The following is a 24,869-nucleotide window of genomic DNA, read 5'->3' as shown; positions in this document are numbered from 1 at the left end:
CCGTTTGAGACCGGCCGATTTCTGTTGTTGCGGAGCCGAAGGCCGCTTGGCCGTCAGGCAATCAGATGACGAAAAACCAGTTGGCGATCAGCATTACCGCCACGCCGGCGCCCAGCGTCAGATAGGGCAGCATGCCCGCCTTTTTCACCGAGAGGTCCGCTCCCGCCATGCCGAGGTCGGCCAGCATGTGGTCGGGGAACTTGCCGCCGTCCTGGATGTAATGGCGGAAGCAGAACACCGGGATGATCAGCGCCGCGGTAATCAGCCCCGCCCACAGCGCCATCGGGTTCCACACCTTGGCCCCGGCGCCCATGAAGATCGCGTTGACATAGGCGAAGATCGCTCCGATCCCCAAGAGCCACGTCGGGGCCTTCCATGGCCGCGCGATATGGCCGTTGTCGATGCGGTGGATCCAGCCGGCATTGAGGTTGAGGAAGTTGAAGATGATGTAGCCGCAATTGGATACGGCGAGGATGAAGAAGAAGCTCGTCGCGTCGGCCGAGGCGATCGCCAGCACGATCAGGTTGAAGCACAGGTCGGTCCACATCGCCCGCGTCGGCGCGCCATGTTCGTTGACGTGGCTGAGATAGCGCGGCAGCCAGCCGTCGACCGAGCCCTGGTAGAGCGTGCGCGAGGAGCCGGCCATTGCCGTCATGATGCACAGCACCAGCGCCAGGATCATCAGCATCACCAGCAGGCTGTGGATAAGCCCGCCGCCGCCGACCATGCCGGCGAGAGCATCCGCCACGCCCGAACCGTCGACGATCGGCGTCGCCAGCATCCCGTTGAGGCCGAGCACGCCCTGGAAGGTGAACGGCACCAGGATGAACAGCAGCATGCAGAGCAGGCCGGAGTAGAAGATGGCCTTGAAGGTGTCGGTGCCGGGGTTCTTGAACTCGGAAGTGTAGCAGACGGCGGTCTCGAAGCCGTAGGTCGACCAGGCGGCGATGAACATGCCGCCGAGCACCAGTGTCCAGCCGGCGATGTTCCAGGCGCCGGGCTCCGGTGCATAGGCGGCCGCTAGCGGCACCAGCGGCGAAAAATTCGCCCAGTTGATCTGGCCGGTGAAGATCGGCACGACACCGACGATCAGCATCGGGACGATGACCAGCAGGCCGATATATTTCTGCACATTGGCGGTGCCGAGGATACCGCGATGCTGGATCGAGAAGATGATCAGCATCAGCACGGCGCCGATGAAGAAGGTGGCGTTGAAGGTGAAGGACACCGGTCCCAGCGTGTGGCTGAACGCCGACCACGTGCGGATCGCCGGGGTCGCCGCCGCGGTCACCGCGGTAATGGCGTCGGCGGCGCTCGTTCCGGCATGCGCCGCGATATAGGCGGCGACCTCGGGCGACGTGTCGGTAAAGATCGGCACCGGCGCCAGCGCATTGAGAATATAGGCGGCGGCGATCGAGCAGCCGAGGGAGAGCACCGGCGACCAGGCGAACCAGTTGCACCACACCGACAACGGCGCGATGAACTTGGAGTAGCGCAGCCAGGCGGTCGCGCCGTAGATCGAGGCGCCGCCCGACTTGTTCGGGAACAGGCCGGCGATCTCGGCATAGGTGAAGGATTGCAGGAAGCCCATGACCATGGACACCGTCCAGATCAGGAAGGCGAGCGTGCCGGTCGTGCCGGCGATGCCGCCGATCGAAAACAGGACGAGGGCCGGGACGCCGCTGGCCACCCAGAAGGCGCCGCGCCAGTCGATATGCCTGAGCAGCTTGCTTTCGGCAGGCTGGTCCAGGACCGTGCTTATGGTGCTCATGTCGGTGAATTCCCCTTTTTGATGTTCCCCGCCGGCGCCGCCTCGACTTTGCGAAGCTTGCTCCCCGGCCAATATCGCCGCGACTTCAGTGTTTCCACTCAGTCGTATTTTTTTCTTAAGAGTGAAGATCGATCCGGCGCGCTTTCACGTCAAGCGTTTTGTCGCGCCGTGCACATCACGCTTGCGGGCGGGCGCACAAATGTGCCCCGCGGCGCCGCCGACCGGCAATCCAGCATGCCCGAAAGGCCGCGGTCAGGAACGCGGCCTGGTCTTCTGCGGATCGTAATGGGCGAAGGCCACGACTCGTGCCGGCAGCCGCTTGGCATGGCCGTCGAGCTTACCGATTTCGACCTCGGTGCCGATAGCCGCGTGGGTGACGTCGAGCCGCGCCAGCGCGATGGTCTTGTTCAGCACCGGCGAGCGCATGCCCGAAGTGACGATGCCGATCTGGGCGCGGCCCACATGCAGGCAGTCGCCATGGCCGACCGCGACATTGGCGTCGATGTCGAGGCCGACCAGCTTCGTCTGCGGATGCTCCTTGCGCCGGATCAGCGCCTCACGGCCGATGAAGTCGTCGGTCTTGGTCTTCAGCGGCACGGTGAAGCCGATGCCCGCCTCGAACGGATCGGTCTGGTCGGAAAACTCGTAGCCGGCGAAGATCAGACCGGCCTCGATGCGCACCATGTCGAGCGCCTGCAGGCCCATCGGCTTCAGTCCATGCGGCTGGCCGGCCGCCCAGATCGCCTCGAAGACCTTTTCGGCGTCGCGTGGATGACACCAGATCTCGTAGCCGAGTTCACCGGTATAGCCGGTGCGTGAGACGACGACCGGAACGCCATTGCCGCCGCCAATGCGGGCGACCGCGAAGCGGAACCACTCCAACTCGTCGATAGAGGGCTGCAGCGGCGAGGTCCAGATCACTTCCCGCAGGATATCGCGGCTTTTCGGGCCTTGCACGGCGATGTTGTGCATCTGGTCCGTGGACGAGCGCACCAGCACGTTGAGGCCGAGCTTTGTCGCCGTCTCGCGCAGCCATTCGCCGGACAGATCGTCGCCGCCGACCCAGCGGAAATTCTCCTTGCCGAGCCTGAGCAGCGTGCCGTCGTCGATCATGCCGCCATGCTCGTAGCACATGGCGGAATAGACGACCTGGCCGACGCCGAGCTTCTTGATGTCGCGGGTCAGCGTGTATTGCAGCAGCGCTTCGGAATCCGGGCCGGTGACCTCGAACTTGCGCAGCGGCGACAGGTCCATGATCACGGCGGCCTGCCGGCAGGCCCAGTATTCGGCGATCGCGCCTTCCCTGGCGAAGGAGTTGGCCAGCCAATAGCCCCTGTACTCGACGAAGTCGCGGGTGTGCTTGGCAAAGCTCTGATGAAAGGCTGTCTCGCGGGTCATTTTGGATTCCGAATCGGGCGTCATGCGTCTGGCGATCGCTCGCGAGAATTTGTGCTGGCCGGAATAGGTGCGCACATGGATGTCGGTCAGGTTCCAGCCATTTGCCGGTGTCGTATCGTCGGGGCAGGCGGAGGAGACGCAGACGATGTCGGTAAGCGCGCGCAGCAGCACATAATCGCCCGGGCGGGACCATGGCTCGTCGGAGACCATGACGCCATGCGCGTCGATCGCCGTGTTGAAGAAGAAGTTGATCGCCATCCAGCCGGCGCGTGGCGTGACGCCCTTGTCCGACAGCGCGCGGTTGAAATTCTCCGAGCAGTTGGCATGGCCGGGATAGCCGATGTCATCATAATATTTGGCGGCGCATGCGAGCGCGAAGGCGTCGTGCCGGCCGCATGTGTCCTGCACCACTTCGACCAGCGGCTCCATATCCTGGTCGTAATATTTCGAGTGCAGCCCCGGCATCGGATAGCTCGCGCCCATAAGCGTGCGAGTGGTCGTCACGTCGAGCGGATGGTCTAACCCCTTGTCCAGCTTGCGCGCCGAAAAGCACTGGAAGTCGGTGCACTGGCGGCCGTCGACATCGATGATCTGCAGATAGTCGCCGGCCTTGACGAAATAGGATTCCGCCGTCGCCGAATGGACGCGCAGGTCGAGTACCGGATCGGCGAGCGGGTCGGCCAACCGCGACTTCGCCGCCGGGCGGATGGTGGCGCGCCGGAGGATCACAGTTAACGGCGTCGCCGTGTCATGGCCGTCGACCAGCATCGGCCCGCCGGGCGCGGCGATTATCACCGAGCCGTCGCGCGCAACCGTAAAACCCTGTTCGGTGCTGGCCGGCGTGGCGCCGCCGAACACCCGCACCGCCTTGGCCTGGTCGAGCTGCACCTGCCGGCGCGCGAGCCCGCGCCGCAGGGACGCGAGGCTGTCGTCGCCCTCGGCAAGCAGCGCCTTGATGCCGGCGGCATTGCTGTTGGGTTTTTCACCGAGGATGGAGGGATCGGTCGCACCTGTGCCGTCCCACGACAGCAACTCGCAAGCCTGGCCGCCCTCGACATTGCGCACCGTGATCGTGTCGCCGGCCTCGATCTCTATCAGCACCGCGCCGTTGCCCTGGACCGTGTAGCGCTCGAAACCCGGCGGCAGCGCGATCTGCCCGGGCCGCAGAATCAGGCTCGGCCGGGGCGGTCCGGATGCGACGGCAGGGTAGGGCGACTGGCTCATCTCAGCCTTGCGGTTAGAGAAACAAGTTTGCCTGTGTGTAAAATTATTTTAGCAGCAAGAATAGCAGTGCAGTCGCGTTTGGCAAGGCGGAGGTGGGTGGGGTTCTTCCTTCTCCCCTTGTGGGAGAAGGTGGATCGACGCGCAGCGCCGAGACGGATGTTCCAGCGGAGTGAGAGGTTGGCGTTCCCTGGAACACCCCTCATCCGACCTCGCTTCGCGAGGCCACCTTCTCCCACAAGGGGAGAAGGAAGACGCGTCAAGGCTACACCAATTCCTCAGAGTGGCTAGTCGTAACGCCATATTCCGCAGCCGAGTCCAGGATCGTGTGCCACAGGCTCTCGGCGAAGGTCGCGAACACAAGCAAATTGAACACCGCCTGTCCGTTTCGATCCTCCCCGCGCCAGAGCGTGACGCTGGTGTGATCCATCGACGTTGCGGCGGCTGCGCCGACGGGGAATGCCTCCGGGTGCAAATCGATCGACGACAATTTCGCCAGCATCTCCCGAGCCTTGCCGCCGTAAATGCTGATCAAGACTCGCGCATGCGATTGATCTGAAAGCGACCCTGAGGCCGCAAAGGCTTGAGCGAGCGGCTCGACCGGATGCTTGCCGCCCTGCGACAGCACGAGAAACTGATCCGGTCCCGACCAGATCAGCGTCGCGTCGGCCGTACTCACCGCCTTCGGTATTTCCGGCGCCGCAACGCCGAAACGCGCCTTGGCGGCCTTGGCCATTTCAGCCGCTTGGCCGCGCCGCGCCATCACTTGCACGAGGTCGAAATTCCGGATCTCGGTCAGCGACACGCCGGCCTCGCCACGCGCGCCATATGGCCCCGCGACCAGCGCGCGGTCGAGCGGGCTGCGGATTTCCCAGGAAAACTCAGCCACGCTGGCGCCCTCCATCCGGGTCGTAGAACACGGGATTGCACAATTCGACGTCATACTCTTCTGCGCGCAGCGGATCGTGCGCGCGCACGATCTCGCCGATGCGCTCGCGGCCGCGCTCGACAAGCGCGAGCCCGATCCACTGCTCCAGCGTCGGCGAGAAGCAGACTGAGGTGACATAGCCCTGGTCGTTATCAGGTCCGGGCGTCTGGCCCTTCGGAACGATGTGCGCACCGGAGCGCAGCCGCCGCGCCTTGTCGGTCGGTTTAATGCCGACGACGACTTGCCGGTCCGGCGCGACCAGCGCCTCGCGCCCGGCCATGACGCGGCCGATGAAATCCTTCTTGGTCGACATCATCTTGCCGAGGCCGAGGTCGGCGGCGGTGGTGGTTCCGCTCAGTTCCGGACCGGCCACATGGCCCTTTTCGATGCGCATGACGGTGAGCGCCTCGGTGCCGTATGGCGTTACGCCGAACGGTTTTCCGGCCAGCATCAAATTGCGCGCCATCGCCTCGCCATAGCGCGCCGGCACCGAAATTTCGAACGCCATTTCGCCGGAGAAGGAGATGCGGAACAGCCGCGCCTTGATGCCGCCGCGCAGCGCGACTTCGCGCGCGCCCATGAACGGAAAACCTTCGTTCGACAGATCCTCGGCCGGATCGACGATCTCTTTCAGCAGATCACGCGTCTTCGGCCCGGCGATCGAGAATTGCGCCCATTGGTCGGAGACGGATGTGAGCTGCACGTCGAGCTCCGGGAACAGCACCTGCCGGCAGTATTCGAGATGCTGCATCACCAGTCCGGCCTTGGCCGTGGTGGTGGTGAGGAAATAATGATCATCGGCCAGCCGCGACGTCGTGCCGTCATCATAGACGATGCCGTCCTCGCGCAGCATCAGCCCGTAGCGCGCTTTGCCGACGGCGAGGTTGGAGAAGGTGTTGATGTAGACACGGTCGAGGAAGGCGCCGGCATCGGGGCCGTGCACGTCGATCTTGCCGAGCGTCGAGACATCGCAGAAGCCGACGCCTGAGCGCACCGCCTTGACCTCGCGCGTCACCGAATCCAGCCAGTCCTTCTCGCCGGCGCGCGGATACCATTGCGCGCGCTTCCACAGGCCGGTGTCGACGAAGACGGCACCCTGTTCGGCGGCCCAGTGGTGCGAAGGCGTCAGCCTTGTGGCGTGGAACGTCTCGTCGCGGTGATGGCCGGCAAAGGCGCCGATGGCGACCGGCACATAGGGCGGGCGGTAGATCGTCGTGCCGGTTTCGGGAATGGACCTGCCCGACACTGCCGCCATGATGGCAAGGCCGGCTACGTTCGAAGTCTTGCCCTGGTCGGTCGCCATGCCGAGCGTCGTGTAGCGCTTCAGATGCTCGACCGATTCAAAGCCCTCGCGCTGCGCCAGTTCGATGTCGGAAGCGGTGACGTCGTGCTGCTGGTCGACGAACGCCTTGCCCTTGCCGGCGACGTGCCAGAGCGGCGTCAACGAGAACGCCTCGTCATCGGCGGTCGGCGCTGTGCCGGCCTTGCCGCTGCGCCCGGCGTCGAGCGCGGCCGCCGCGCCTGCTGCAAACCCTCCCGCCAGGCAGGCGCCGAGACCGAACGAGCCATTGGCGGCGCCGGCAGCGACCATGCCTGGAGGCGCGCCGTCGGGTACGAAGGCGGCGATGTCGTCGCGCCATTTCGGCCGGCCGCGATGATAGGAGGTGAGCCCGACCGCCGGGTTCCAGCCGCCGGAAACGGCAAGCCCGTCCGCTTCCACTTCGGCTCGCGCACCGCCGGTGAGAGAGACGGAGATCTTCCGCACACCGTCCTTGCCGCCGTCCACACGGCTGACGGCGCCATGCAGCAGCGGGAAACCGCTCTTTGAGGCGAGTGAACGATGGGCGGGCGAGACATCGGGCCGTGCGTCTATGACCGCCGCGATCTGCAATCCGGAGGCGAGCGCTGTCTCGACCGTGCGCCAGCCATCCTCGTTGTTGGTGAACAGCGCGATGCGTTTCGCAGGAGCGGCGGCATAGCGCGCGACATAGGTCCGCATCGCGGACGCCATCATCACGCCGGGCGTATCGTTGCCGGCAAAGACGACCGGACGTTCGAGAGCGCCGGCCGCGACGACGCAACGCCTGGCCACGATCCGCCACATCCGCTGGCGCACCTGATGCTCGGGCGGCGAGGGCAGATGGTCATTGACCCGCTCGATCGCGCCGTAGGTGCCGCCATCATAGACGCCGAACAGCGTCGTGCGGGTCATGATGCGGACGTCGGGCATTGCGGCGAGTTCCGCCAGGGTCCGCGACAGCCACTCGGCCGCAGGCAGTCCGTCGATCGTGCCGCCATCCGAGAGCAAGCGGCCGCCGGAGACAAAATCCTCCTCGCACAGGATGACGCGGGCGCCGGAGCGGCCGGCGGCGAGGGCTGCCGCAAGTCCGGTCGGGCCGGAGCCGGCGATCAGCACGTCGCAATGCGCCCAGGCCTTGTCGTAATGGTCGGGATCGGCAACGCCGGCAGCGCGGCCGAGACCCGCGGCGCGGCGGATCGCCGGCTCGTAGATCGCTTCCCAGAATTTCGCCGGCCACATGAAGGTCTTGTAGTAGAAGCCGGCGACGAAGATCGGCGCGAACAGTTGGTTGACCGACATCACGTCGAAATTGAGCGACGGCCAGCGGTTCTGGCTGGCGGCCTCGAGCCCTTCATAGAGCTCAGTTGTGGTTGCCTTGGTGTTCGGCTCGCGGCGTGCGCCGGTGCGCAGTTCGACCAGCGCATTGGGCTCTTCCGAACCGGAGGTCAGAATGCCGCGCGGGCGGTGGTATTTGAACGAGCGGCCGACCAGCTTGACGCCGTTGGCGACAAGCGCCGACGCTAGCGTATCGCCCTCGAAGCCGAAGAACGTCTTGCCATCGAAGCGGAAGCTCAGCGGCTCCGAACGGTCGATGAGGCCGCCGGTCGGGAGACGATGGGATTGGGAGGAAGTCACGATGCAGCCTCATGCACTGGCGCCGCACTGCCCCTCATCGCCCTGCCGGCACCTTCTCCCCGTATAGAGATGGGGAGAGGGGCGCTGTCGCCGACGGTTTCGCCAATCGCCATCGTTGTTGCAGTAATGGAGCCGGCGTAGCGGCCAGCCCCCTTCTCCCCGTCATTATACGGGGAGAAGATGCCGGCAAGCGGATGAGGGGCGGCGCTGACTTCTACAGAAAAGTTCATTTCGCAGCCTGCCTCGCGCCAGCACCGGCCGCCGGTTCGACCGCCGAAATCTCGTGCGTCAGCGTGTTGCGGGTGACCTTCAGCCACGCCCGGCAGCCGCCGCCGTGATACCAGTTCTCGTCCATCACGCCGGCGACATTGTCGCGCAGGTAAACGTAGTCGAAGACATCGTCCTCCGAAGCGCCAGTCGCCGGACGCACCAGCTTGGCGTCGCCGAGATAGGTGAACTCGCCGAGTTCGCGTTCGCCGCAGAAGGGACAGGTGATGCGCATGACAGGGCCCTTCAGTGCAAGTTCGGTTGGGCGCCCTGGCCCTTTTCGTCGATCATCGCACCGGACCGGAACCGGTCGAGCCGGAAGCGGGCGGCCTCCTTGTGCGATTCATCGCGGGCCAGGAGATGAGCAAAGACAAGGCCTGAACCCGGCGTTGCCTTGAAGCCGCCATAGCACCAGCCGGCATTGAGATAGAGCCCGTCGACCGGCGTCTTGTCGATGATCGGCGAGCCGTCCATCGACATGTCCATGATGCCGCCCCATTGGCGCAGCAGGCGCACGCGGCCGATCATCGGCATCAGCGCCATGCCGCCTTCGCAGACGTCTTCCATCACAGGCAGGTTGCCGCGCTGGGCGTAGGAATTGTAGCCGTCTATGTCGCCGCCGAAGACCAGGCCACCCTTGTCCGACTGGCTGACGTAGAAATGGCCCGCGCCGAACGTCATCACATTGGGGATGAGCGGCTTGATCGCCTCGGAGACGAAGGCCTGCAGCACATGGCTTTCGATCGGCAGGCGCAGCCCCGCCATCGCTGCGACACGCGAGGAACTGCCGGCGACGGCCATGCCGACCTTGCCGGCGCCGATCCTGCCGCGCGAGGTCTCGACGCCGGTCACCTTGCCGTTGGCGTCGCGCATGAAGCCCGTCACTTCGCAATTCTGGATAATGTCGACGCCGAGCGCGCTCGCCGCATGGGCATAGCCCCAGACCACGGCGTCATGCCGCGCCGTGCCGCCGCGCCGCTGCAACAGCCCGCCTTGCACCGGAAAGCGCGCATTGTCGTAGTTCAGGAACGGCATCATCTTCTTGACCGCGGCGAGATCGAGCAGTTCGGCATCGATGCCGTTGATGCGCATCGTGTTGCCGCGCCGCGCATAGGCATCGCGCTGCGCATCGGAATGGTAGAGATTGATGACGCCGCGCTGGCTGACCATCGTGTTGTAGTTGAGGTCCTGCTCCATCCGTTCCCACAGCTTCATCGACAGTTCGTAGAAGCCGGTGTTGCCGGGCAGGCCGTAATTGGAACGGATGATGGTGGTGTTGCGGCCGGCGTTGCCGGAGCCGATCCAGCCCTTTTCCAGCACGGCGACATTCCTGATGCCGAACTCGCTGGCGAGGAACCAGGCGGTGGCCAGGCCATGTCCGCCGCCGCCGATGATCACCACGTCGTAGCGGTCCTTCGGGCTGGCATCGCGCCAGGTGCGTTGCCAGTTCTTGTGGCCGGAAAAGGCGGCGCGGGCGAGCGAGAAGATCGAGTATTTCATAAATCGTTCCGAGGCCGCTCGCGTTGCGCTGGAGGTCAGATGTCCAGCGTGTGGTCGCGCTCCCATTGCGTGAAGTGCGAAGCATAGGAATTCCATTCCTGGTGCTTCAGCTTTAGATAAGCCGACGAGAATTCCTCACCCAGCGCCGTCTTCAGCGATTTGTCGTTGTCGAATTCGCGCAATGCATCGAGCAGGTTGAGCGGCAATTTCGGTGCGCCCTCCACCGTATGACCGTGCTGGTACATGTCGATGTCGTAGCGCCTGCCCGGATCGGCCTTGGAGCGGATGCCGTCCAGCCCGGCGGCGATGATGACGGCTTGCAGCAGATAGGGGTTGGCGGCGCCGTCCGGCAGGCGCAGCTCGAAGCGGCCGGGGCCGGGCACGCGCACCATGTGGGTGCGGTTGTTGCCGGTCCAGGTCACCGTGTTCGGCGCCCAGGTGGCGCCCGAAATGGTGCGCGGGGCGTTGATGCGCTTGTAGGAATTGACCGTCGGGTTGGTGATGGCGGCGAGAGCAGAGGCATGCTTCATGATGCCGCCGAGGAAGTTCTTGCCCTTGGCCGAAAGGCCGAGCTCCATCGAATTGTCGGCAAAGACATTGGTCTTGCCGGATTTGTCCCACACCGAGATATGCGCATGGCAGCCATTGCCGGTCAGTCCCTGGAAAGGCTTGGGCATGAAGGTGGCGCGCAGGCCGTGCTTTTCCGCGATCGACTTGACCATGAACTTGAAGAAAGAATGCTTGTCGGCGGTCGCCAGCGCATCGTCGAAGGCCCAGTTCATCTCGAACTGGCCGTTGGCGTCTTCGTGGTCGTTCTGGTAGGCGCCCCAGCCGAGCGCCAGCATGTGGTCGCAGATCTCGGCGATGACATCGTAGCGGCGCATCACCGCTTGCTGGTCGTAGCAGGGTTTCGACGCGGTGTCGTATTCGTCGGAGATCGTCTTGCCGTCCGGTGAGATCAGGAAGAACTCGGCCTCGACGCCGGTCTTGACATGCATGCCGTCGCTGGCGGCTTCCGTGACCAGTCGCTTCAGAGTGTTGCGCGGCGCTTGGTCGACCTCCTTGTCGTCCATGATGCAGTTGGCGGCGACCCAGGCGACCTCAGGCTTCCAGGGCAACTGGATGACCGAATTCGGATCCGGCACAGCCAGCATGTCGGGATGTGCCGGCGTGAGGTCGAGCCAAGTGGCGAAACCGGCGAAGCCGGCGCCGTCCTTCTGCATATCTGATATCGCCTGCGCCGGCACCAGCTTGGCGCGTTGCCCGCTGAACAGGTCGGTGTAGGAAATCATGAAGTATTTGACGTTTTTCGCCCTTGCGAACTCTGCAAGATCAACTGTCACGGAAGTTCCCCATTTTTTGTCGATTGTTGGCCCTAGAGCATATGGCCTTCGGCCCTTTGTTGATCAGAAGCCGTTCTTCCCCGGTATCCAGTTGGTGCCGGCCAGCGGCACGCCGGCCATCGCGGCGGCCTCGATCGTGAGCGCGACGAGATCCTCGGGTTCGAGATTGTGCAGGCTGTTCTTGCCGCAGGCACGCGCAATGGTCTGCGCCTCCAGCGTCATCACCTTGAGATAGTTGGCAAGCCGCCTGCCGGCTGCGATGGGATCGACCCGCTTCATCAGTTCGGGATCCTGCGTGGTGATGCCGGCGGGGTCGCGGCCTTCGTGCCAGTCGTCATAGGCGCCTGATGTGGTGCCGAGCTCGTTGTATTCCGCCTCCCAGCGGGGATCGTTGTCGCCGAGCGCGACAAGGGCGGCCGTGCCGATCGAGACCGCGTCGACGCCGAGCGCCAGCGCCTTGGCGACATCGGCGCCGTTGCGGATGCCGCCCGAGACGATCAGCTGCACCTTGCGATGCATGCCGAGATCCTGCAGCGCCTGCACCGCCGGCCTGATGCAGGCGAGCGTCGGCTGGCCGACATTCTCGATGAACACTTCCTGCGTCGCCGCGGTGCCGCCCTGCATGCCGTCGACGACGACGACGTCTGCGCCGGCCTTCACCGCAAGCGCGGTATCGTAATAGGGGCGGGCGCCGCCGACCTTGACGTAGATCGGTTTTTCCCAGTCGGTGATTTCGCGCAGCTCCAGGATCTTGATCTCGAGATCGTCCGGTCCGGTCCAGTCGGGATGGCGCGAAGCCGAGCGCTGGTCGATGCCCTTGGGCAGCGTGCGCATCTCGGCGACACGGTCGGAGATCTTCTGTCCGAGCAACATGCCGCCGCCGCCGGGCTTGGCGCCCTGGCCGACGACGACCTCGATGGCATCGGCGCGGCGCAGATCGCGCAGGTTCATGCCGTAGCGCGACGGCAGATATTGGTAGACGAGCTGCTTGGAATGGCCGCGCTCTTCCTCGGTCATGCCGCCGTCGCCGGTCGTGGTCGAGGTGCCCGACAGCGTCGCGCCGCGCCCAAGCGCTTCCTTGGCCGGGCCCGACAGCGAGCCGAAGCTCATGCCGGCGACAGTGATCGGGATTTTCAGCTCGATCGGCTTCTTGGCATGACGGGTACCGAGCACGACTGATGTGTCGCAGCGCTCGCGATAGCCTTCGAGCGGGTAGCGCGAGATCGAAGCGCCAAGGAACAGAAGGTCATCGAAATGCGGCAGCTTGCGCTTGGCGCCGGCGCCCCGGATGTCATAGATGCCGGTGGCCGCGGCGCGGCGGATCTCGGAAAGCGTGTAGTCGTCGAAAGTCGCGGATTTGCGCGGCGTCGTCGGCGGGTTGCGATAGGTCATGCTGCCTCAATACGCGTCGGCGTTGTCGATATTGAAATTGTAGAGCGTGCGCGCCGAGCCGTAGCGCTTGAATTCAGACGGCTTGACGCCGGTGACGCCGGCGCGATCGAGCAGGCCTTGCAGGAGTTCGAGGTGTTCGGGCCGCATTTCCTTGGCGATGCAGTCGGCGCCCAGGCTGTCGACCTTGCCGCGCACGAACAGCCGTGCCTCGTAGATGGAATCGCCGAGCGCGTCGCCGGCATCGCCCAGCACCACCAGATTGCCGGACTGCGCCATGAAGGCCGACATATGGCCGATATTGCCGTGCACGACGATGTCGATGCCTTTCATCGAAATGCCGCAGCGCGAGGACGCATTGCCCTCGATGACCAGCAGCCCGCCTTTGCCGGTGGCGCCGGCATACTGGCTGGCGTCGCCTTTGACCGTTATCGAGCCCGACATCATGTTTTCGCCGACGCCGGGCCCCGCCGAACCATGCACGGTGATGGCACTGCCGGAATTCATGCCACCACAGTAATAGCCGACGCTGCCGCGCACATCGATGCTGACCGGCTGGTCGACGCCGACGGCGACCGAATGGCTGCCCTTCGGGTTCAACACTTCCCAGGCGGTCTCGTTCGAGCCTGGCGTCAGATTGTGCAGTGCCTGGTTGAGCTCGCGCAGCGACATCTGGTCCAGGTCGAACACCCGGGAGGCATGGTCGCTCGCCGCCGCGGTTGAAAGTTTTGTTGCCGGCATGAACTCAATGCTCCCAGAAATAGACGGTTGCGGGTTCCGGTTCCCAGACCCTCGCATTGTCTATGCCGGGCAGCTTGGTCAGCGCGCGATATTCCGAGCCGAAGGCGACATACTGGTCCGTTTCGGCCATGACGGCGGGCTTGCAGGCGATCGGGTCGCGCACCACGCCGAAGCCGTTCTTGGTTCCGACGACGAAGGTGAAGAAGCCGTCGAGATCGGAGAGGGTGCCTTCCAGCGCTTCGCCGAGGTTCTTGCCATGCGCCATCTGGGAGGAGAGATAGGCGGCCGCCACCTCGGTGTCGTTCTCGGTCTCGAATGTCATGCCTTCGCGGACCAGTTCGCGGCGAACGTTGTTGTGGTTGGACAGCGAGCCATTGTGCACCAGGCACTGGTCGGCGCCGGTCGAGAACGGATGCGCGCCCATCGTCGTCACCGCCGATTCCGTCGCCATGCGGGTGTGGCCGATGCCATGCGTTCCGGTCATCCTACGGATGTCGAAGCGCTCGACCACAGCCTCGGGCAAGCCGACTTCCTTGTATATTTCCACGGCTTCGCCGGCGCCCATGATGCGGATGTCGGGCCTGAGCGACTGGATGGTCTCACGCGCCGCATCGACCTTTTCGGGCGTGGTCCTGATGACGGCATGCGTCGATTTTACGGTGACGCTCACCGGCGCGCCGAGCGCCTTGGTGAGTTCGGCGTCCAGTCCACGGAAATCACGCTCCGGTTTCGGCGACTGGATGGTGATCTTGGCCTCGTTGCCGGACGGCGCGCCATAGATCGCGATGCCGGCGCTGTCGGGGCCGCGATCGCTGAGCGATACCAGCATTTGCGACAACATCGCACCGAGCTGCGGCTCCAGCGCCTTGTCCTTCAGGAAAAGTCCAACGATTCCGCACATGCCAGCCTCCAGACCCTTTGTCGCTAAAAATGATGTATCGAATGAGTTCGGGGAATTCAATTGGTATGAAAAAAATATTCCTCTGATTACGCGTTGGGTTTTGTCCCATCGGGCGGCCCATTGCCTTCCCGGCGCATGGAATGGGTCCATTTGGCGGTCCGGATGCGTGCCATTTTATAGGCGTCGAGGATCGACAGCGCATAGATCAGGAAACCGCCGGCGTGGCGGCCGATAAAACTGGCGTCGGGCGGTGCGATTCTCGCCGTCACCCAGGCCAGGATAACCATGAAGAAAAGGAACTGCAGGCCGCGCGTCGGAACGCCAAGCATGACGTGTCCGCTGCCCGGCAGCAGGGTTGCCGCGCCCAGGACGATATATGGGCTGGTAGGTCCGGGAGAGGGGGCGCCGATCATGCCGCTTTCCGTTCGTTCCTGTTGATCGCGTCGCGCAGTCCCGAAAGGGATACGAGCAGCCGCGAGATTAGCGCCGGGTCGATTTGCGCGTCACCGAAAGCGGCTTGCCGAAAGACACCGTAGCGGGCCCGCTCGGCTTCGGCCAGCAGCCAGACGATGCGCACGCCTTTTGGCGTGATCAGAAGCTCCTTGGCGCGTCCTTCTGAAAAGGGCTCCAGATGGTCGGCGATGATGCCTTGCGGAAAGCGCACGCCTCTGCGGTCCGTTCGAAGCACCGCCTCGGCGGGAAAGCCGGGCGCCTTCGGCAGCGTGTGGTCGAGATGGTCGAAATTGGAGAATGTCGTCGGCGAGCCCGGCCGCATCATCATGTCGAAGGTGCCGGGCACGGCTGTTTTCTCCGTTATCGATACGCTGAGCCAGCGCGTCGGCAGCTTTCTCGTCGCAAGCGTGTCGACGATGGTGCGCAACTGCACGCGCTGGCCGTTCCACAAGCCTTCCCACGTTGTGACGCCGGCAGTGCCGTCCGAGACATCTTCTGCGTCGGCAATGACGGCGCGAATGCTGGCCTGGTCGGCGGCGCGCGCCACGGCAGCCCTGTTGCGGCTGCGGCGTGCCAGCCAGGCAAAGTGCAGGACGAGAGCCAGGACAGCCGCCCCGGCAAGCAGTGCTGACGTCACCTCGGACATTTCGTCATGCAAGGCCCGCCCAATTTGGGAGGGCCTACTCCCATCAATAGCCCTGCGGTTTCGGCCACGGCATGGTGAACTGGTCGCCGCGCCGCACGAATTTGTAGCGGTAGAAATGGAACCACAGCGAGATCAGGAAATAGAACGCGACCATGGCGATGAGCTGCGAGCCGAAGCCGAGGAAGATGGCGAAGAAGGTCACCAAGCACAGGCAGAACAAGACGATCGCCGGCAGCGGGTGGAAGGGATGCGTGTAGCCGCGGCGAATGGAGCCCAGCGGCCACTTCTTCCGGAACATCATGATGTTGATGCTCATGAACGTATATTGCAGCACGCCAGACAGGATCGAGAAGGTAATCGCCTGGTTGAGGTCGGCGATGAAGGCGAAGGCGAGCGCGATCGGCAGCAGGAACAGGATCGAGCGGTAGGGTGTGCGGTATCTCGGGTGCACCGCCGAGAACCAGCTCGGCAGGTAGCGATCGCGGCCGAGCGAGAACCAGGCGCGCGCCGCGTCGTTGATGCAGCCATTGGCGGACGCCAGTGCGGCAAGCAGCGTGGCGATGAACAGCAGGTTTTCCAGCAGCGGGTTGCCGGTCAGCTTGCCGGCGTCCCACAGCGGGTAATAGGTGATGCCGAGATATTCCCAGGGCATCAGCGAGGCGCAGACATACCAGGTCATGGCGGCGGCGATCAGAAGCGTGATCATGCCGGCCATCGTGCCATAAGGCAGCGAGCGCGCGGGCGAGCGCACTTCCTCGGCCGCCTGCGTGGTGCCCTCGATGCCGAGATAGTACCAGATGCCGAACTGGAAAGCGGCGATGACGCCGATCCAGCCATAGGGCAGCGCATTGTCCGGGGTGACCAACTCGTTGAGCTTCAGCACCGCGCCTTGCGTCCACGGGCTGACCGAGAAGAACAGGATGAGGATAGAGATATAGGCGACCGCGGTGATGACGAAGTTAACGTTGAGCGTCATCAGCACGCCGCGATAGTTGAGCCATGCCAGGACGACGATGGTGGCGGCGATGAAGGAGTTGTGGGTGAGGCCCTCGACGCCCGCCTTGGCGACGATCGTGTCGCCGAGCAGGATGGCGTCCGACACTTCAAGCATGGTGTAGGCAAAGACCAGGAACAGCGCGACGTTGAAGGCCATCAGCGGCCCGACGATGTGCTTGGCCTGCGCATATTGGCCGCCCGCGGCGGCAACCGTCGACGTCACTTCGGAATCGATCATGGCGACCGAGGTATAGAGCAGCCCGACAACCCAGCAGACGATCAGCGCCGCAAGCGCGCCGCCCTTGTCGGCGGCGAAATTCCAGCCGGTGAACTCGCCGACCAGGACGATGCCCACACCCAATGCCCAGACATGGGCCGGACCAAGCACCCGGAGCAGCGAGACCCTGTCGCCATTTGTTGCCGAACCCGCAGTTTCAACCACGACCGTCATCGATCAATCCCCACTCAGATCCGGTGTTTTTCGGAAGCGGCTTCAAGTTCGCCTTCGCGCGAGGACGTCAGCACATCCTCGGAGTAGGTCGTATCGACCTTGAACCAATCGTAGAGCATCCACAGCGCAAGCACGATCGAGATGCCCCAGCATGCGTAAGAGAGCGCTATCCACATGGTCTTGTCCCCGGATTATTTCTCGTCGAACTTCTCGTTGATGACGTCGCGATATTCACGGTCCGATGCCCGGAACAGGAACACGAAATAACCGATCAGCACGGCTGCCATGACAACAAGCGTCGGCCAGTCGATGATGTAGTGGAAACGGTTCTGGATGATGTCGTGCGCGGTCTCGGGCGTATAGCCGAGCCTTTCCCAGATCGACGCCATGGTCGGGTTCTGGCCGAGCGCCTCCCAGGTCTTGGCGTCAAGCGCATCGATGGACTTGGCAGCTCCCGCCAATCCCAGTTTCAGCGGCAGCCACAGCGCCACGAAGATGGCGACCACGACGACGGCGATATCGAAGACCTGCCCGGCCTTGCTCTGTTGCGGCGGCGTGTAGCGGGACATGCTTCTCTCCCCCTCAGGATTTGCGGTTGCGGTCGTAGTTCTTGATGTCGAGCCCGTAGATGAACTCCTTGTCCTCCTTGTAGTGGTTGACCATGGCCAGGATCGCCGCCGTGTTGAAGATCAGCACCGCGGCGGCGGCAATCGCGACGACGGCCTTGATGCCGTCATGTGGGATATGCGGCCATGTCATGAAGAGGACGAAGAGGATCGTCGCCCACAGGCAGATGATCAGGAGCGCGGATCCGCGCAAGTCGGAACGGTACAGCGCCTCGATGCGCTGCTGCAGGTCTGACATCGGTTTTCCCCTTTTTCGACGTCCGGTTCCGAATCCACCGCCCGCCGTTCTCTTTCAAGAGAGTGAAATTTTTTTCATAAATTCAGACCGAATTCTAAAATTGTCAAGACGAATTTACGCAGAGTTAACCGCCTTGTGCGGATGACGGATTTTGCCTGACAATGAAATTATTTGCTTTCAGGGGATTGCAGGCCTCCCGCGTTTGCGATCAATATTCGCTCAAAGCTCCAGCCCGCGCGCACAGGAGCAGGGAACATAATCAAGATATCGAACGGAGGATCGGATGACGGCATCCTGGAGATTTTCAACCCTGGCGGATCGCCATCGCGCGCTGGGTTCGAAACTCGAAGACTGGAGCGGGATGGGCACCGCCTGGACCTACGATAAGGATGCCGACGAGGAATACATCGCTATCCGAACCAAGGCCGGGCTGATGGATGTCTCGGGCCTGAAGAAGGTCCATATCACAGGCCCGCACGCCTCGCACCTCATCGATCTCGCCACCACGCGCGACGTCGAAAAGATCTATCCCGGCAAATCGGCCTATGCCTGCATGCTCAACGAGGCGGGAAAATTCACCGACGACTGCATCCTTTACCGCACCGGGCCGAATAGCTGGATGGTGGTGCATGGCTCGGGAACCGGCCATGAAGAGTTGCAGCGGGCGGCGATGGGCAGGGACGTGTCGCTGCGCTTCGACGACAATCTGCATGACCTCTCGCTGCAGGGGCCGGCGGCGGTCGACTATCTTGCCAGGCACGTGCCGGGCATCCGCGATCTCAATTATTTCCACCACATGCAGACGCAGCTCTTCGGTTTTCCGGTGATGATCTCGCGCACCGGCTATACCGGCGAGCGCGGCTATGAAATCTTCTGCCGTGGCCAGGATGCCGGCACGATCTGGGACAGGATCCTCGACGAGGGAAAGAGCGCCGGCATCATCCCGTGCCGCTTCACCACGCTCGACATGCTGCGCGTCGAGAGCTATCTCCTGTTCTATCCCTACGACAATTCGCAGAAATATCCGTTCGAGAATGAAGGCCCCGGCGACACGCTGTGGGAACTCGGCCTCGACTTCACCGTCAGCCCGGGCAAGACCGGCTTTCGCGGCGCCGAGGAGCACTACCGTCTCAAGGGCAAGGAGCGCTTCAAGATCTACGGCGTGTTGCTCGACGGCAAGGAGCCGGCCGACGAGGGCGCCCCGGTCTATCGCGATGGGAAGAAAGTCGGCGTCGTCACCTGCGCCATGTATTCGCCGCTGGTCGAGAAATCGATGGGCATCGCCCGGCTCGACGTCGACTGCGCCGTCAAGGACACAGGGCTTGAGATTCGCAACAAAAGCGGATCGATCAAGGCGACGGCACAGCCATTGCCGTTCGATGACCCCAAGAAGACCAAGCGCACGGCGAAAGGCTGAGGCATAGTCGAAGGCGAGGGTTCGAGGCACGAAGCAGAGAATGGCAGCCAAGTCGATCATCAGCCGGCCCGTCTACGGAACCTTGTCTCCGCAGCCCGGCAAGCACCATCTTTTCATCGCCGATGCCGAGGGTGCGCTCGCGATAGCGGACATGGCCAAGATGGCTCCGGACGGGTTCTTCGACGGTGCCGAGATCGTCTTCATTCCCGGGCCGGACGACAGGCATGTCGCCGCTCTCGAAGCGCTGAAACCGGCGCGCTTCCACCAGGCGCCGTCCTTCGCCAGCCTGCTGCCGCGGCTGAAGCAGACGCTTGATAACGCGCATATGGGCCTGCGCCTCTATCTCGCCGGTACCGAAGGGCTGATCGGCCAGGCCATGCAGGTGGCGCTCGAAGCCGGCATCGACCACACCGCGATCCAGACCGAACATCGCGGCTCGCTGGCGCGCCGCGTGCAGTGCGTGCATTGCAAGGGCATCACCGAGAATGTAACGACGCAACCCGCCACCTGCTCGCATTGCGGCCTGCTGCTTCTGGTGCGCGACCACTATTCGCGGCGGCTGGCGGCGTTCCAGGGCGTCTGCATCAATGCCGAGGATCGCAGCGAAATTCCTCCGATCGAGGAGGTTTTCCGATGAGCACCGGCACCACCAAACTCGACGTCGTCGTCAGCGATGTCGTCCCCGTCAACGAGCTGGTCACCCGCTTTCATTTCCGCCGCCGTGACGGCGAGCTGTTGCCGACCTTTTCAGGCGGCGCCCATGTCGTGGTCGAGATGCGCGACGGCGACCGCACAAGGCTCAATCCCTATTCGCTGATGGGGTCGCCGCTCGACACGCGCGAATACACGATCTCGATACGCCGCGACGATGTCGGCCGGGGCGGCTCGCTGTTTATGCACCGGAGCGTCAGGCCCGGGCTGGAGATGGTGATCTCCTATCCCGTCAATCTGTTCTCGCTCGATCTCAGGGCGAAGAAACATTTGATGCTGGCCGGCGGCATCGGCATCACGCCCTTCATGGCCCAGACCGCGCAGTTGGCGGGCGAGGGCGGCAATTTCGAACTGCACTACACCTGCCGCACGGCGTCGCTCTGCACCTATGCCGATGTGCTGCAACAGCGCTACGGCCGCCGGGTCCGACTCTATCACGACGACCGTGGGGAGCGCGTCGATCTCGACCGGCTGCTGTCGTCGCAGCCGCTCGGCACGCATCTCTATGTCTGCGGTCCGGCTGGCATGATCGGCTGGGTGCGCGAGCGCGCCGCCGCGCTTGGCTGGCCACCGGAGACCGTGCATTTCGAGCATTTTGCGGCACCCCAGCCGGGGTTGCCCTTCGATGTGACGCTGGCCGTCAGCGGCAAGACCATCCGCGTCGGCGAGCAGCAGAGCCTGCTCGAGGCGATCGAGGCTGCCGGCGTCGATCCGCCCTATCTCTGCCGCGGCGGCGTCTGCGGCCAGTGCGAAACCAATGTCGTCTCCTCCGACGGCAAGTTCATCCACAACGATCACTGGCTGAGCGAGGAAGACCACCGTTCCGGCTGCAAGATCATGCCGTGCGTGTCGCGCTTCGAAGGCAAATCGCTGGTCTTGGAAAGATAGGAGGCGAGCTTGGGCATCACCTTTCGCAAGGAAACGTTCCGCGACGACTTCACCTTCAGGAACAGCCCTGAGCACATCAGGCGCTTCCCGTTTCCGTTCCACGAAGACAGCTACATGTACGCCGTCAACATCGAGCCGCATGTCGTCGGTCCGAAGGGCAGCGTGCTGGAAAACCTGATCGACGTCGACGAGCACTATGTCGCCGAGATGCAGGACCGCGCTCTGGTGCTGGCCGAGGACCCGCTGCGTTGCCAGTCGCTGCCGCACATGACGCTCGCCGGCTGGGACCTGCTCGAACTTCTGATGGAGCAGCAGGCGCTGGGCTATCCCGAACATTTCACGCTGACCCGCGACAGCGATCGCTGGCGCTGGATCAACCGGCCGCTCGGCATCGACGACACCTTCACATTCGGCGACACCTCGACGCTGCCTTACGGACCGATGGAATACATCACCCGCCAGAGCCAGGGCGATTTCTGCATCCTCGACCAGCGCGACGGCAATCTTTGGATGGATGCCGGCATGGTCACCACCCAGGCCGACTGGTCGCTCGACTTCGACATCGGCATGAACTTCTTCGAGTGGCACGCGCCGGTGCCGCTGGCGCATGAGAAAGGGATTTTCGTCAGGGCGCTGAAGTTCCTCACCAACATCCAGCAGGGCAAGCCGGCGCGTCGCTTGAACTGGACCATGACCGTCAATCCGCGCCTCGACACCAGCCCGGAGAATTATCACAAATGGGGTCCGGACCGGGCGACGGTCACACCGGAGAATGTCGGCGACAAGGTGCATCTGCGCGTCGAGTTGCAGAGCTTCTGGCGCCTGCCGCGCTCGAACGCCATCGTCTTCCCGATCCGCTGCTACCTGATCAAGATGGACGAGCTGGTGACGCAACCGAAATGGGCGCGCCGCCTGCACCGCGTCATCCGCGACCTGCCCGAGGAGCTTGCCACCTACAAGGGGCTCACCCGCTACCGGCCGACGCTGGTGGAATGGCTGTCGAAGCTGGATGACGGGAGTGCGACGAGCCCCGGATTCGGGCCGGACTGAATTTGTCCCGCCGATGTTGGCGCTGCCTCTCAAGCTGCCGATCTCCCCCCAAGAGGGGGAGATGCCCGGCAGGGCAGAGGGGGGCGCGAAGGAACGCAAACCTTGCCCATCCACGGCGAAAAACCACCAATGATACCAGGGGCGCAGCTACGATTGATTGATAATTCGGCGGGACAACGCCTCCCTCTGTCCCGTCGGACATCTCCCCCACAAGGGGGGAGATTAGCAGCCGCTACGACGGCGCAAACAGTGCCTCACCCCGCGCTCTGCGGATAGCAGATGATCGACAAATAGCGCATCGGCAGTTTCGTCAGCTGTTCCGGCCCGTGCGGGGCGTCGGCGTCGAAGAACAGGCTGTCGCCGGGCTTCATCGGATAGAGATTGCTGCCGTGCCGGTAAACGACCTCGCCCTCCAGCATGTAGAGGAACTCCATGCCCTCGTGCTGGAAGGTCGGGAACACGTCCGAATCCTCGGTCAGCGTGATCAGGTAGGGCTCGACGACGACGCCGCTGGTGTTTGAGCCGATATGGCCAAGCAGATTGTACTGGTGGCCGGCGCGCGTGCCGCGGCGCTCGACGTCCAGGCCTTCGCCGGCCTTGACGAAAACGGCGCTGCGCTCCTCCTCGAAGCGGCGGAAGAAGGCGGTGACGGGAACACCCAGCGCCCGCGACAGCGCCTGCAAGGTGGTCAGCGACGGCGAGGTGATGCCATTCTCGATCTTCGACAGCATGCCCAGCGAAATGTCGGTGGCGACCGCCAGATCAGCGACGGTGATGCCGAGCTTCTTGCGGAACGCGCGCACCTCGCGGCCGATCGCGACTTCCAGCACCTTTTCACGCGTGTCGCGGATGGCGTGCGGGTTCTGGGTCAGCGGCGCCCGGATGGTCTTCCCGTCCACCGAGACCTTTGGCAGCGGCTTTGCCTTTGCGCCGCCGGCTCCAGCACCGGCCTTTGGATTTGAAGCGTTTTTCGCCATGTCGCCCCCCGGACTTCGCGGATTTATTTCACTCAAGGTGAACATGTTCGGTGGCGATACATGAGCGCAGCCGCGTCGGCAAGCCGTCTTATGTCGCATGCGCCAATCCCGCGATTTCGGCCAATGCGGGTTCTTCGCCAGGAATCCGCCTTGTGCAAACGCCGTTCCCGCAGATGGCTGTTGACAGTGCCGAAGGGCCAATTACTGTCACTGGCAGTGAAATTTGTTTCGCTGGGGAAATCAAAAAATGGAGGCCCGGAAATGAACACTCGCGTTGCCGTCATCGGGGCCGGACCGTCCGGCCTGGCACAGCTCAGGGCCTTCAAGTCGGCGGCCGACAAAGGGGCAGACATTCCCGAGATCGTCTGCTTCGAAAAGCAGTCCGACTGGGGCGGCCTGTGGAATTACACATGGCGCACCGGCCTCGACGAACATGGCGATCCGGTGCACGGCTCGATGTACCGCTACCTCTGGTCGAACGGGCCGAAGGAATGCCTGGAATTCGCCGACTACACGTTCGAGGAACATTTCGGCCGGCCGATCGGCTCCTATCCCCCGCGCGCCGTGCTGTGGGACTACATCAAGGGCCGCGTCGAAAAGTCAGGCGTGCGCAAATGGGTGCGCTTCAACAGTCCGGTGCGAATGGTGACCTTCTCGGACCAGACGAAGAAATTCACCGTCACCGCGCATGACCGCACCAACGACGTCACCTATTCGGAAGAGTTCGACAATGTCGTCGTTGCGTCCGGGCATTTCTCGGTGCCAAACGTTCCCTATTTCGAGGGGTTCTCGACCTTCAACGGCCGCATCCTGCACAGCCACGATTTCCGTGACGCGATGGAATTCAAGGGCAAGGACATCCTGATCATCGGCCGCTCCTATTCGGCCGAGGACATCGGCTCGCAATGCTACAAATACGGCGCGAAGTCGATCACCTCCAGCTATCGCTCCAAGCCGATGGGTTTCAAATGGCCTGAGAACTGGAAAGAGGTGCCGCTGCTGCAGAAGGTCGTCGGCAAGACCGCGCATTTCAAGGACGGCAGCACCAAGGATGTCGACGCCATCATCCTGTGCACCGGCTATCTCCATTCTTTCCCCTTCCTCACCGACGACCTGAAGCTCAAGACCGCCAACCGCATGTGGCCGCTGGACCTCTATGAAGGCGTCGTTTGGGAGAAGAACCCGAAGCTTTTCTACATCGGCATGCAGGACCAGTTCTACACCTTCAACATGTTCGATGCGCAGGCCTGGTATGCGCGCGACGTCATCATGGGCCGCATCAAGCTGCCGTCCGCGCAGGCGATGGCCGAGCACGGCGCCAGATGGCGGGCGCGCGAGGAGACGCTGGAAGACGCCGAGCAGATGATCTGGTTCCAGGGCGACTACACCAAGGAACTGATGGACCAGACCGACTATCCCGGCTTCGACGTCGAGGCGGTCAACCAGACCTTCATGGAATGGGAGCATCACAAGGTGGAAGACATTATGAGCTTCCGCGACCATTCCTACCGTTCGCTGATGACCGGCACCATGGCGCCGCTGCACCATACGCCGTGGCTGCAGGCGCTGGACGATTCGATGGAGAGCTATCTGGAAGTGAAGGGCGTCGCTGCGGAGTAGCTTGCCGTCAGGCCGGCGACACGACCCAGTCGTGGCGGCTTTCGCCATAGACGGCTTGTGTCGGCGCCGGGAAGGACGGATCGGCGAAACAGCCGACCGCCACAGCGACCGCCTCCGGTTTGCGCGACGGATACCAGAACACCGTCGAGCCACAGTTTCCGCAGAAGTGGAAAGTGACGGGAAAGCCGCTGTCGGAATTGCGCCGGAATGTCCGGGATGAGCCGTCGATGTCGATCGCCTCGGCATCGAAGAAAGCCGCTATTCCGAACGGACTGCCGGTGCGCCGCTGGCAGTCCAGGCAGTGGCAAAGCGATATTTTGGCCGGCTGTTGCGGACAACGGATCTGCAATTGGCCACAGGTGCAGCGGGCAATCCTGCTGGTCATATCTTCCTCCCTTGATA

At 63.4% G+C, this 24,869-nt stretch carries 23 protein-coding genes; 5 read left to right on the top strand and 18 right to left on the bottom strand.

Annotation, left to right across the window (positions count from 1 at the left end):
- Positions 1 to 61: 61 nt before the first annotated feature.
- From FJ964_RS15340 to FJ964_RS15260, 16 genes are all read right to left on the bottom strand, one after another.
- Entirely contained in the window at positions 62 to 1,771 is a 1,710-nt protein-coding gene (locus FJ964_RS15340; protein WP_140551143.1) for an APC family permease, read from the bottom strand.
- A gap of 252 nt (positions 1,772 to 2,023) precedes the next feature.
- A complete protein-coding gene (locus tag FJ964_RS15335; RefSeq protein ID WP_140551142.1) occupies positions 2,024 to 4,393 on the bottom strand; it encodes an aminomethyltransferase family protein in 2,370 nt (789 codons plus the stop codon).
- A gap of 262 nt (positions 4,394 to 4,655) precedes the next feature.
- Complete coding sequence (locus tag FJ964_RS15330) at positions 4,656 to 5,279, bottom strand: sarcosine oxidase subunit gamma (RefSeq protein ID WP_140551141.1); 624 nt, start codon at positions 5,277 to 5,279, stop codon at positions 4,656 to 4,658.
- Positions 5,272 to 8,253 (bottom strand): sarcosine oxidase subunit alpha, encoded by a 2,982-nt coding sequence (locus FJ964_RS15325; protein WP_140551140.1) that lies wholly within the window; start codon positions 8,251 to 8,253, stop codon positions 5,272 to 5,274. The genes FJ964_RS15330 and FJ964_RS15325 overlap by 8 nt, the downstream gene beginning before the upstream one ends.
- 226 nt (positions 8,254 to 8,479) lie before the next feature.
- Positions 8,480 to 8,755, bottom strand: a complete 276-nt coding sequence (locus FJ964_RS15315) for a sarcosine oxidase subunit delta (RefSeq protein ID WP_140551139.1) — start codon at positions 8,753 to 8,755, stop codon at positions 8,480 to 8,482.
- Between the two features lie 11 nt (positions 8,756 to 8,766).
- Complete coding sequence (locus FJ964_RS15310; RefSeq protein WP_140551138.1) at positions 8,767 to 10,020, bottom strand: sarcosine oxidase subunit beta family protein; 1,254 nt, start codon at positions 10,018 to 10,020, stop codon at positions 8,767 to 8,769.
- A gap of 35 nt (positions 10,021 to 10,055) precedes the next feature.
- Positions 10,056 to 11,363, bottom strand: coding sequence for a type III glutamate--ammonia ligase (gene glnT / locus FJ964_RS15305; RefSeq protein WP_140551137.1), 1,308 nt, complete (start codon positions 11,361 to 11,363; stop codon positions 10,056 to 10,058).
- A 63-nt stretch (positions 11,364 to 11,426) separates the two neighbouring features.
- The gene (locus tag FJ964_RS15300; protein ID WP_140551136.1) at positions 11,427 to 12,755 is read right to left on the bottom strand and encodes an FMN-binding glutamate synthase family protein; all 1,329 of its coding nucleotides are present in this window, start codon (positions 12,753 to 12,755) and stop codon (positions 11,427 to 11,429) included.
- A 6-nt stretch (positions 12,756 to 12,761) separates the two neighbouring features.
- Positions 12,762 to 13,493, bottom strand: coding sequence for a GXGXG domain-containing protein (locus FJ964_RS15295; RefSeq protein ID WP_140551135.1), 732 nt, complete (start codon positions 13,491 to 13,493; stop codon positions 12,762 to 12,764).
- Positions 13,494 to 13,497: 4 nt separating this feature from the next.
- A complete protein-coding gene (locus FJ964_RS15290) occupies positions 13,498 to 14,394 on the bottom strand; it encodes a glutamine amidotransferase family protein (protein ID WP_140551134.1) in 897 nt (298 codons plus the stop codon).
- An 86-nt stretch (positions 14,395 to 14,480) separates the two neighbouring features.
- On the bottom strand, positions 14,481 to 14,807 hold the full coding sequence (locus FJ964_RS15285) for a hypothetical protein (protein ID WP_140551133.1): 327 nt from the start codon (positions 14,805 to 14,807) through the stop codon (positions 14,481 to 14,483).
- On the bottom strand, positions 14,804 to 15,493 hold the full coding sequence (locus FJ964_RS15280) for a hypothetical protein (RefSeq protein WP_181172481.1): 690 nt from the start codon (positions 15,491 to 15,493) through the stop codon (positions 14,804 to 14,806). The genes FJ964_RS15285 and FJ964_RS15280 overlap by 4 nt, the downstream gene beginning before the upstream one ends.
- A gap of 43 nt (positions 15,494 to 15,536) precedes the next feature.
- The gene (locus FJ964_RS15275) at positions 15,537 to 16,940 is read right to left on the bottom strand and encodes an amino acid permease (RefSeq protein WP_140551132.1); all 1,404 of its coding nucleotides are present in this window, start codon (positions 16,938 to 16,940) and stop codon (positions 15,537 to 15,539) included.
- A gap of 14 nt (positions 16,941 to 16,954) precedes the next feature.
- A complete protein-coding gene (locus FJ964_RS15270; RefSeq protein ID WP_140551131.1) occupies positions 16,955 to 17,116 on the bottom strand; it encodes a hypothetical protein in 162 nt (53 codons plus the stop codon).
- A 15-nt stretch (positions 17,117 to 17,131) separates the two neighbouring features.
- Positions 17,132 to 17,509, bottom strand: coding sequence for a hypothetical protein (locus FJ964_RS15265; RefSeq protein WP_140497873.1), 378 nt, complete (start codon positions 17,507 to 17,509; stop codon positions 17,132 to 17,134).
- Between the two features lie 13 nt (positions 17,510 to 17,522).
- Positions 17,523 to 17,804, bottom strand: coding sequence for a hypothetical protein (locus FJ964_RS15260; RefSeq protein WP_140497875.1), 282 nt, complete (start codon positions 17,802 to 17,804; stop codon positions 17,523 to 17,525).
- Between the two features lie 283 nt (positions 17,805 to 18,087).
- On the opposite strand from FJ964_RS15260, the gene FJ964_RS15255 reads away from it, so the two are divergent.
- Genes FJ964_RS15255 through FJ964_RS15240 form a run of 4 tightly spaced genes read left to right on the top strand, consistent with a single transcriptional unit; the run spans position 18,088 to position 21,870 of the window.
- Positions 18,088 to 19,221: an aminomethyltransferase family protein gene (locus tag FJ964_RS15255; RefSeq protein ID WP_140551130.1), complete on the top strand. Its 1,134-nt coding sequence runs from the start codon at positions 18,088 to 18,090 to the stop codon at positions 19,219 to 19,221.
- Positions 19,222 to 19,261: 40 nt separating this feature from the next.
- Positions 19,262 to 19,858 carry a dimethylamine monooxygenase subunit DmmA family protein gene (locus FJ964_RS15250; RefSeq protein ID WP_140551129.1) on the top strand — a complete coding sequence of 199 codons (597 nt, stop codon included), beginning with the start codon at positions 19,262 to 19,264 and terminating at the stop codon, positions 19,856 to 19,858.
- Positions 19,855 to 20,820 (top strand): PDR/VanB family oxidoreductase, encoded by a 966-nt coding sequence (locus FJ964_RS15245; protein ID WP_140551128.1) that lies wholly within the window; start codon positions 19,855 to 19,857, stop codon positions 20,818 to 20,820. Before FJ964_RS15250 ends, FJ964_RS15245 begins: the two co-directional genes overlap by 4 nt.
- Positions 20,821 to 20,829: 9 nt before the next feature.
- Positions 20,830 to 21,870, top strand: a complete 1,041-nt coding sequence (locus tag FJ964_RS15240) for a DUF3445 domain-containing protein (RefSeq protein WP_140551127.1) — start codon at positions 20,830 to 20,832, stop codon at positions 21,868 to 21,870.
- 254 nt (positions 21,871 to 22,124) lie between these two features.
- On the opposite strand, the gene FJ964_RS15235 is transcribed toward FJ964_RS15240, so the two are convergent.
- Positions 22,125 to 22,847, bottom strand: a complete 723-nt coding sequence (locus FJ964_RS15235) for an XRE family transcriptional regulator (protein WP_140497887.1) — start codon at positions 22,845 to 22,847, stop codon at positions 22,125 to 22,127.
- A gap of 261 nt (positions 22,848 to 23,108) precedes the next feature.
- Here FJ964_RS15235 and FJ964_RS15230 point away from each other — a divergent pair, with 261 nt between their 5' ends.
- Positions 23,109 to 24,467 (top strand): NAD(P)/FAD-dependent oxidoreductase, encoded by a 1,359-nt coding sequence (locus FJ964_RS15230; protein WP_140551126.1) that lies wholly within the window; start codon positions 23,109 to 23,111, stop codon positions 24,465 to 24,467.
- Between the two features lie 7 nt (positions 24,468 to 24,474).
- On the opposite strand, the gene FJ964_RS15225 is transcribed toward FJ964_RS15230, so the two are convergent.
- On the bottom strand, positions 24,475 to 24,852 hold the full coding sequence (locus FJ964_RS15225) for a GFA family protein (RefSeq protein ID WP_140551125.1): 378 nt from the start codon (positions 24,850 to 24,852) through the stop codon (positions 24,475 to 24,477).
- Between the last annotated feature and the right edge of the window lie 17 nt (positions 24,853 to 24,869).

This window comes from Mesorhizobium sp. B2-3-2 (assembly GCF_006442295.1).
GTDB lineage: Bacteria > Pseudomonadota > Alphaproteobacteria > Rhizobiales > Rhizobiaceae > Mesorhizobium.
The sequence above is the reverse complement of the archived record's forward strand: the minus strand, read 5'-3'. Positions and strand labels throughout refer to the sequence as shown.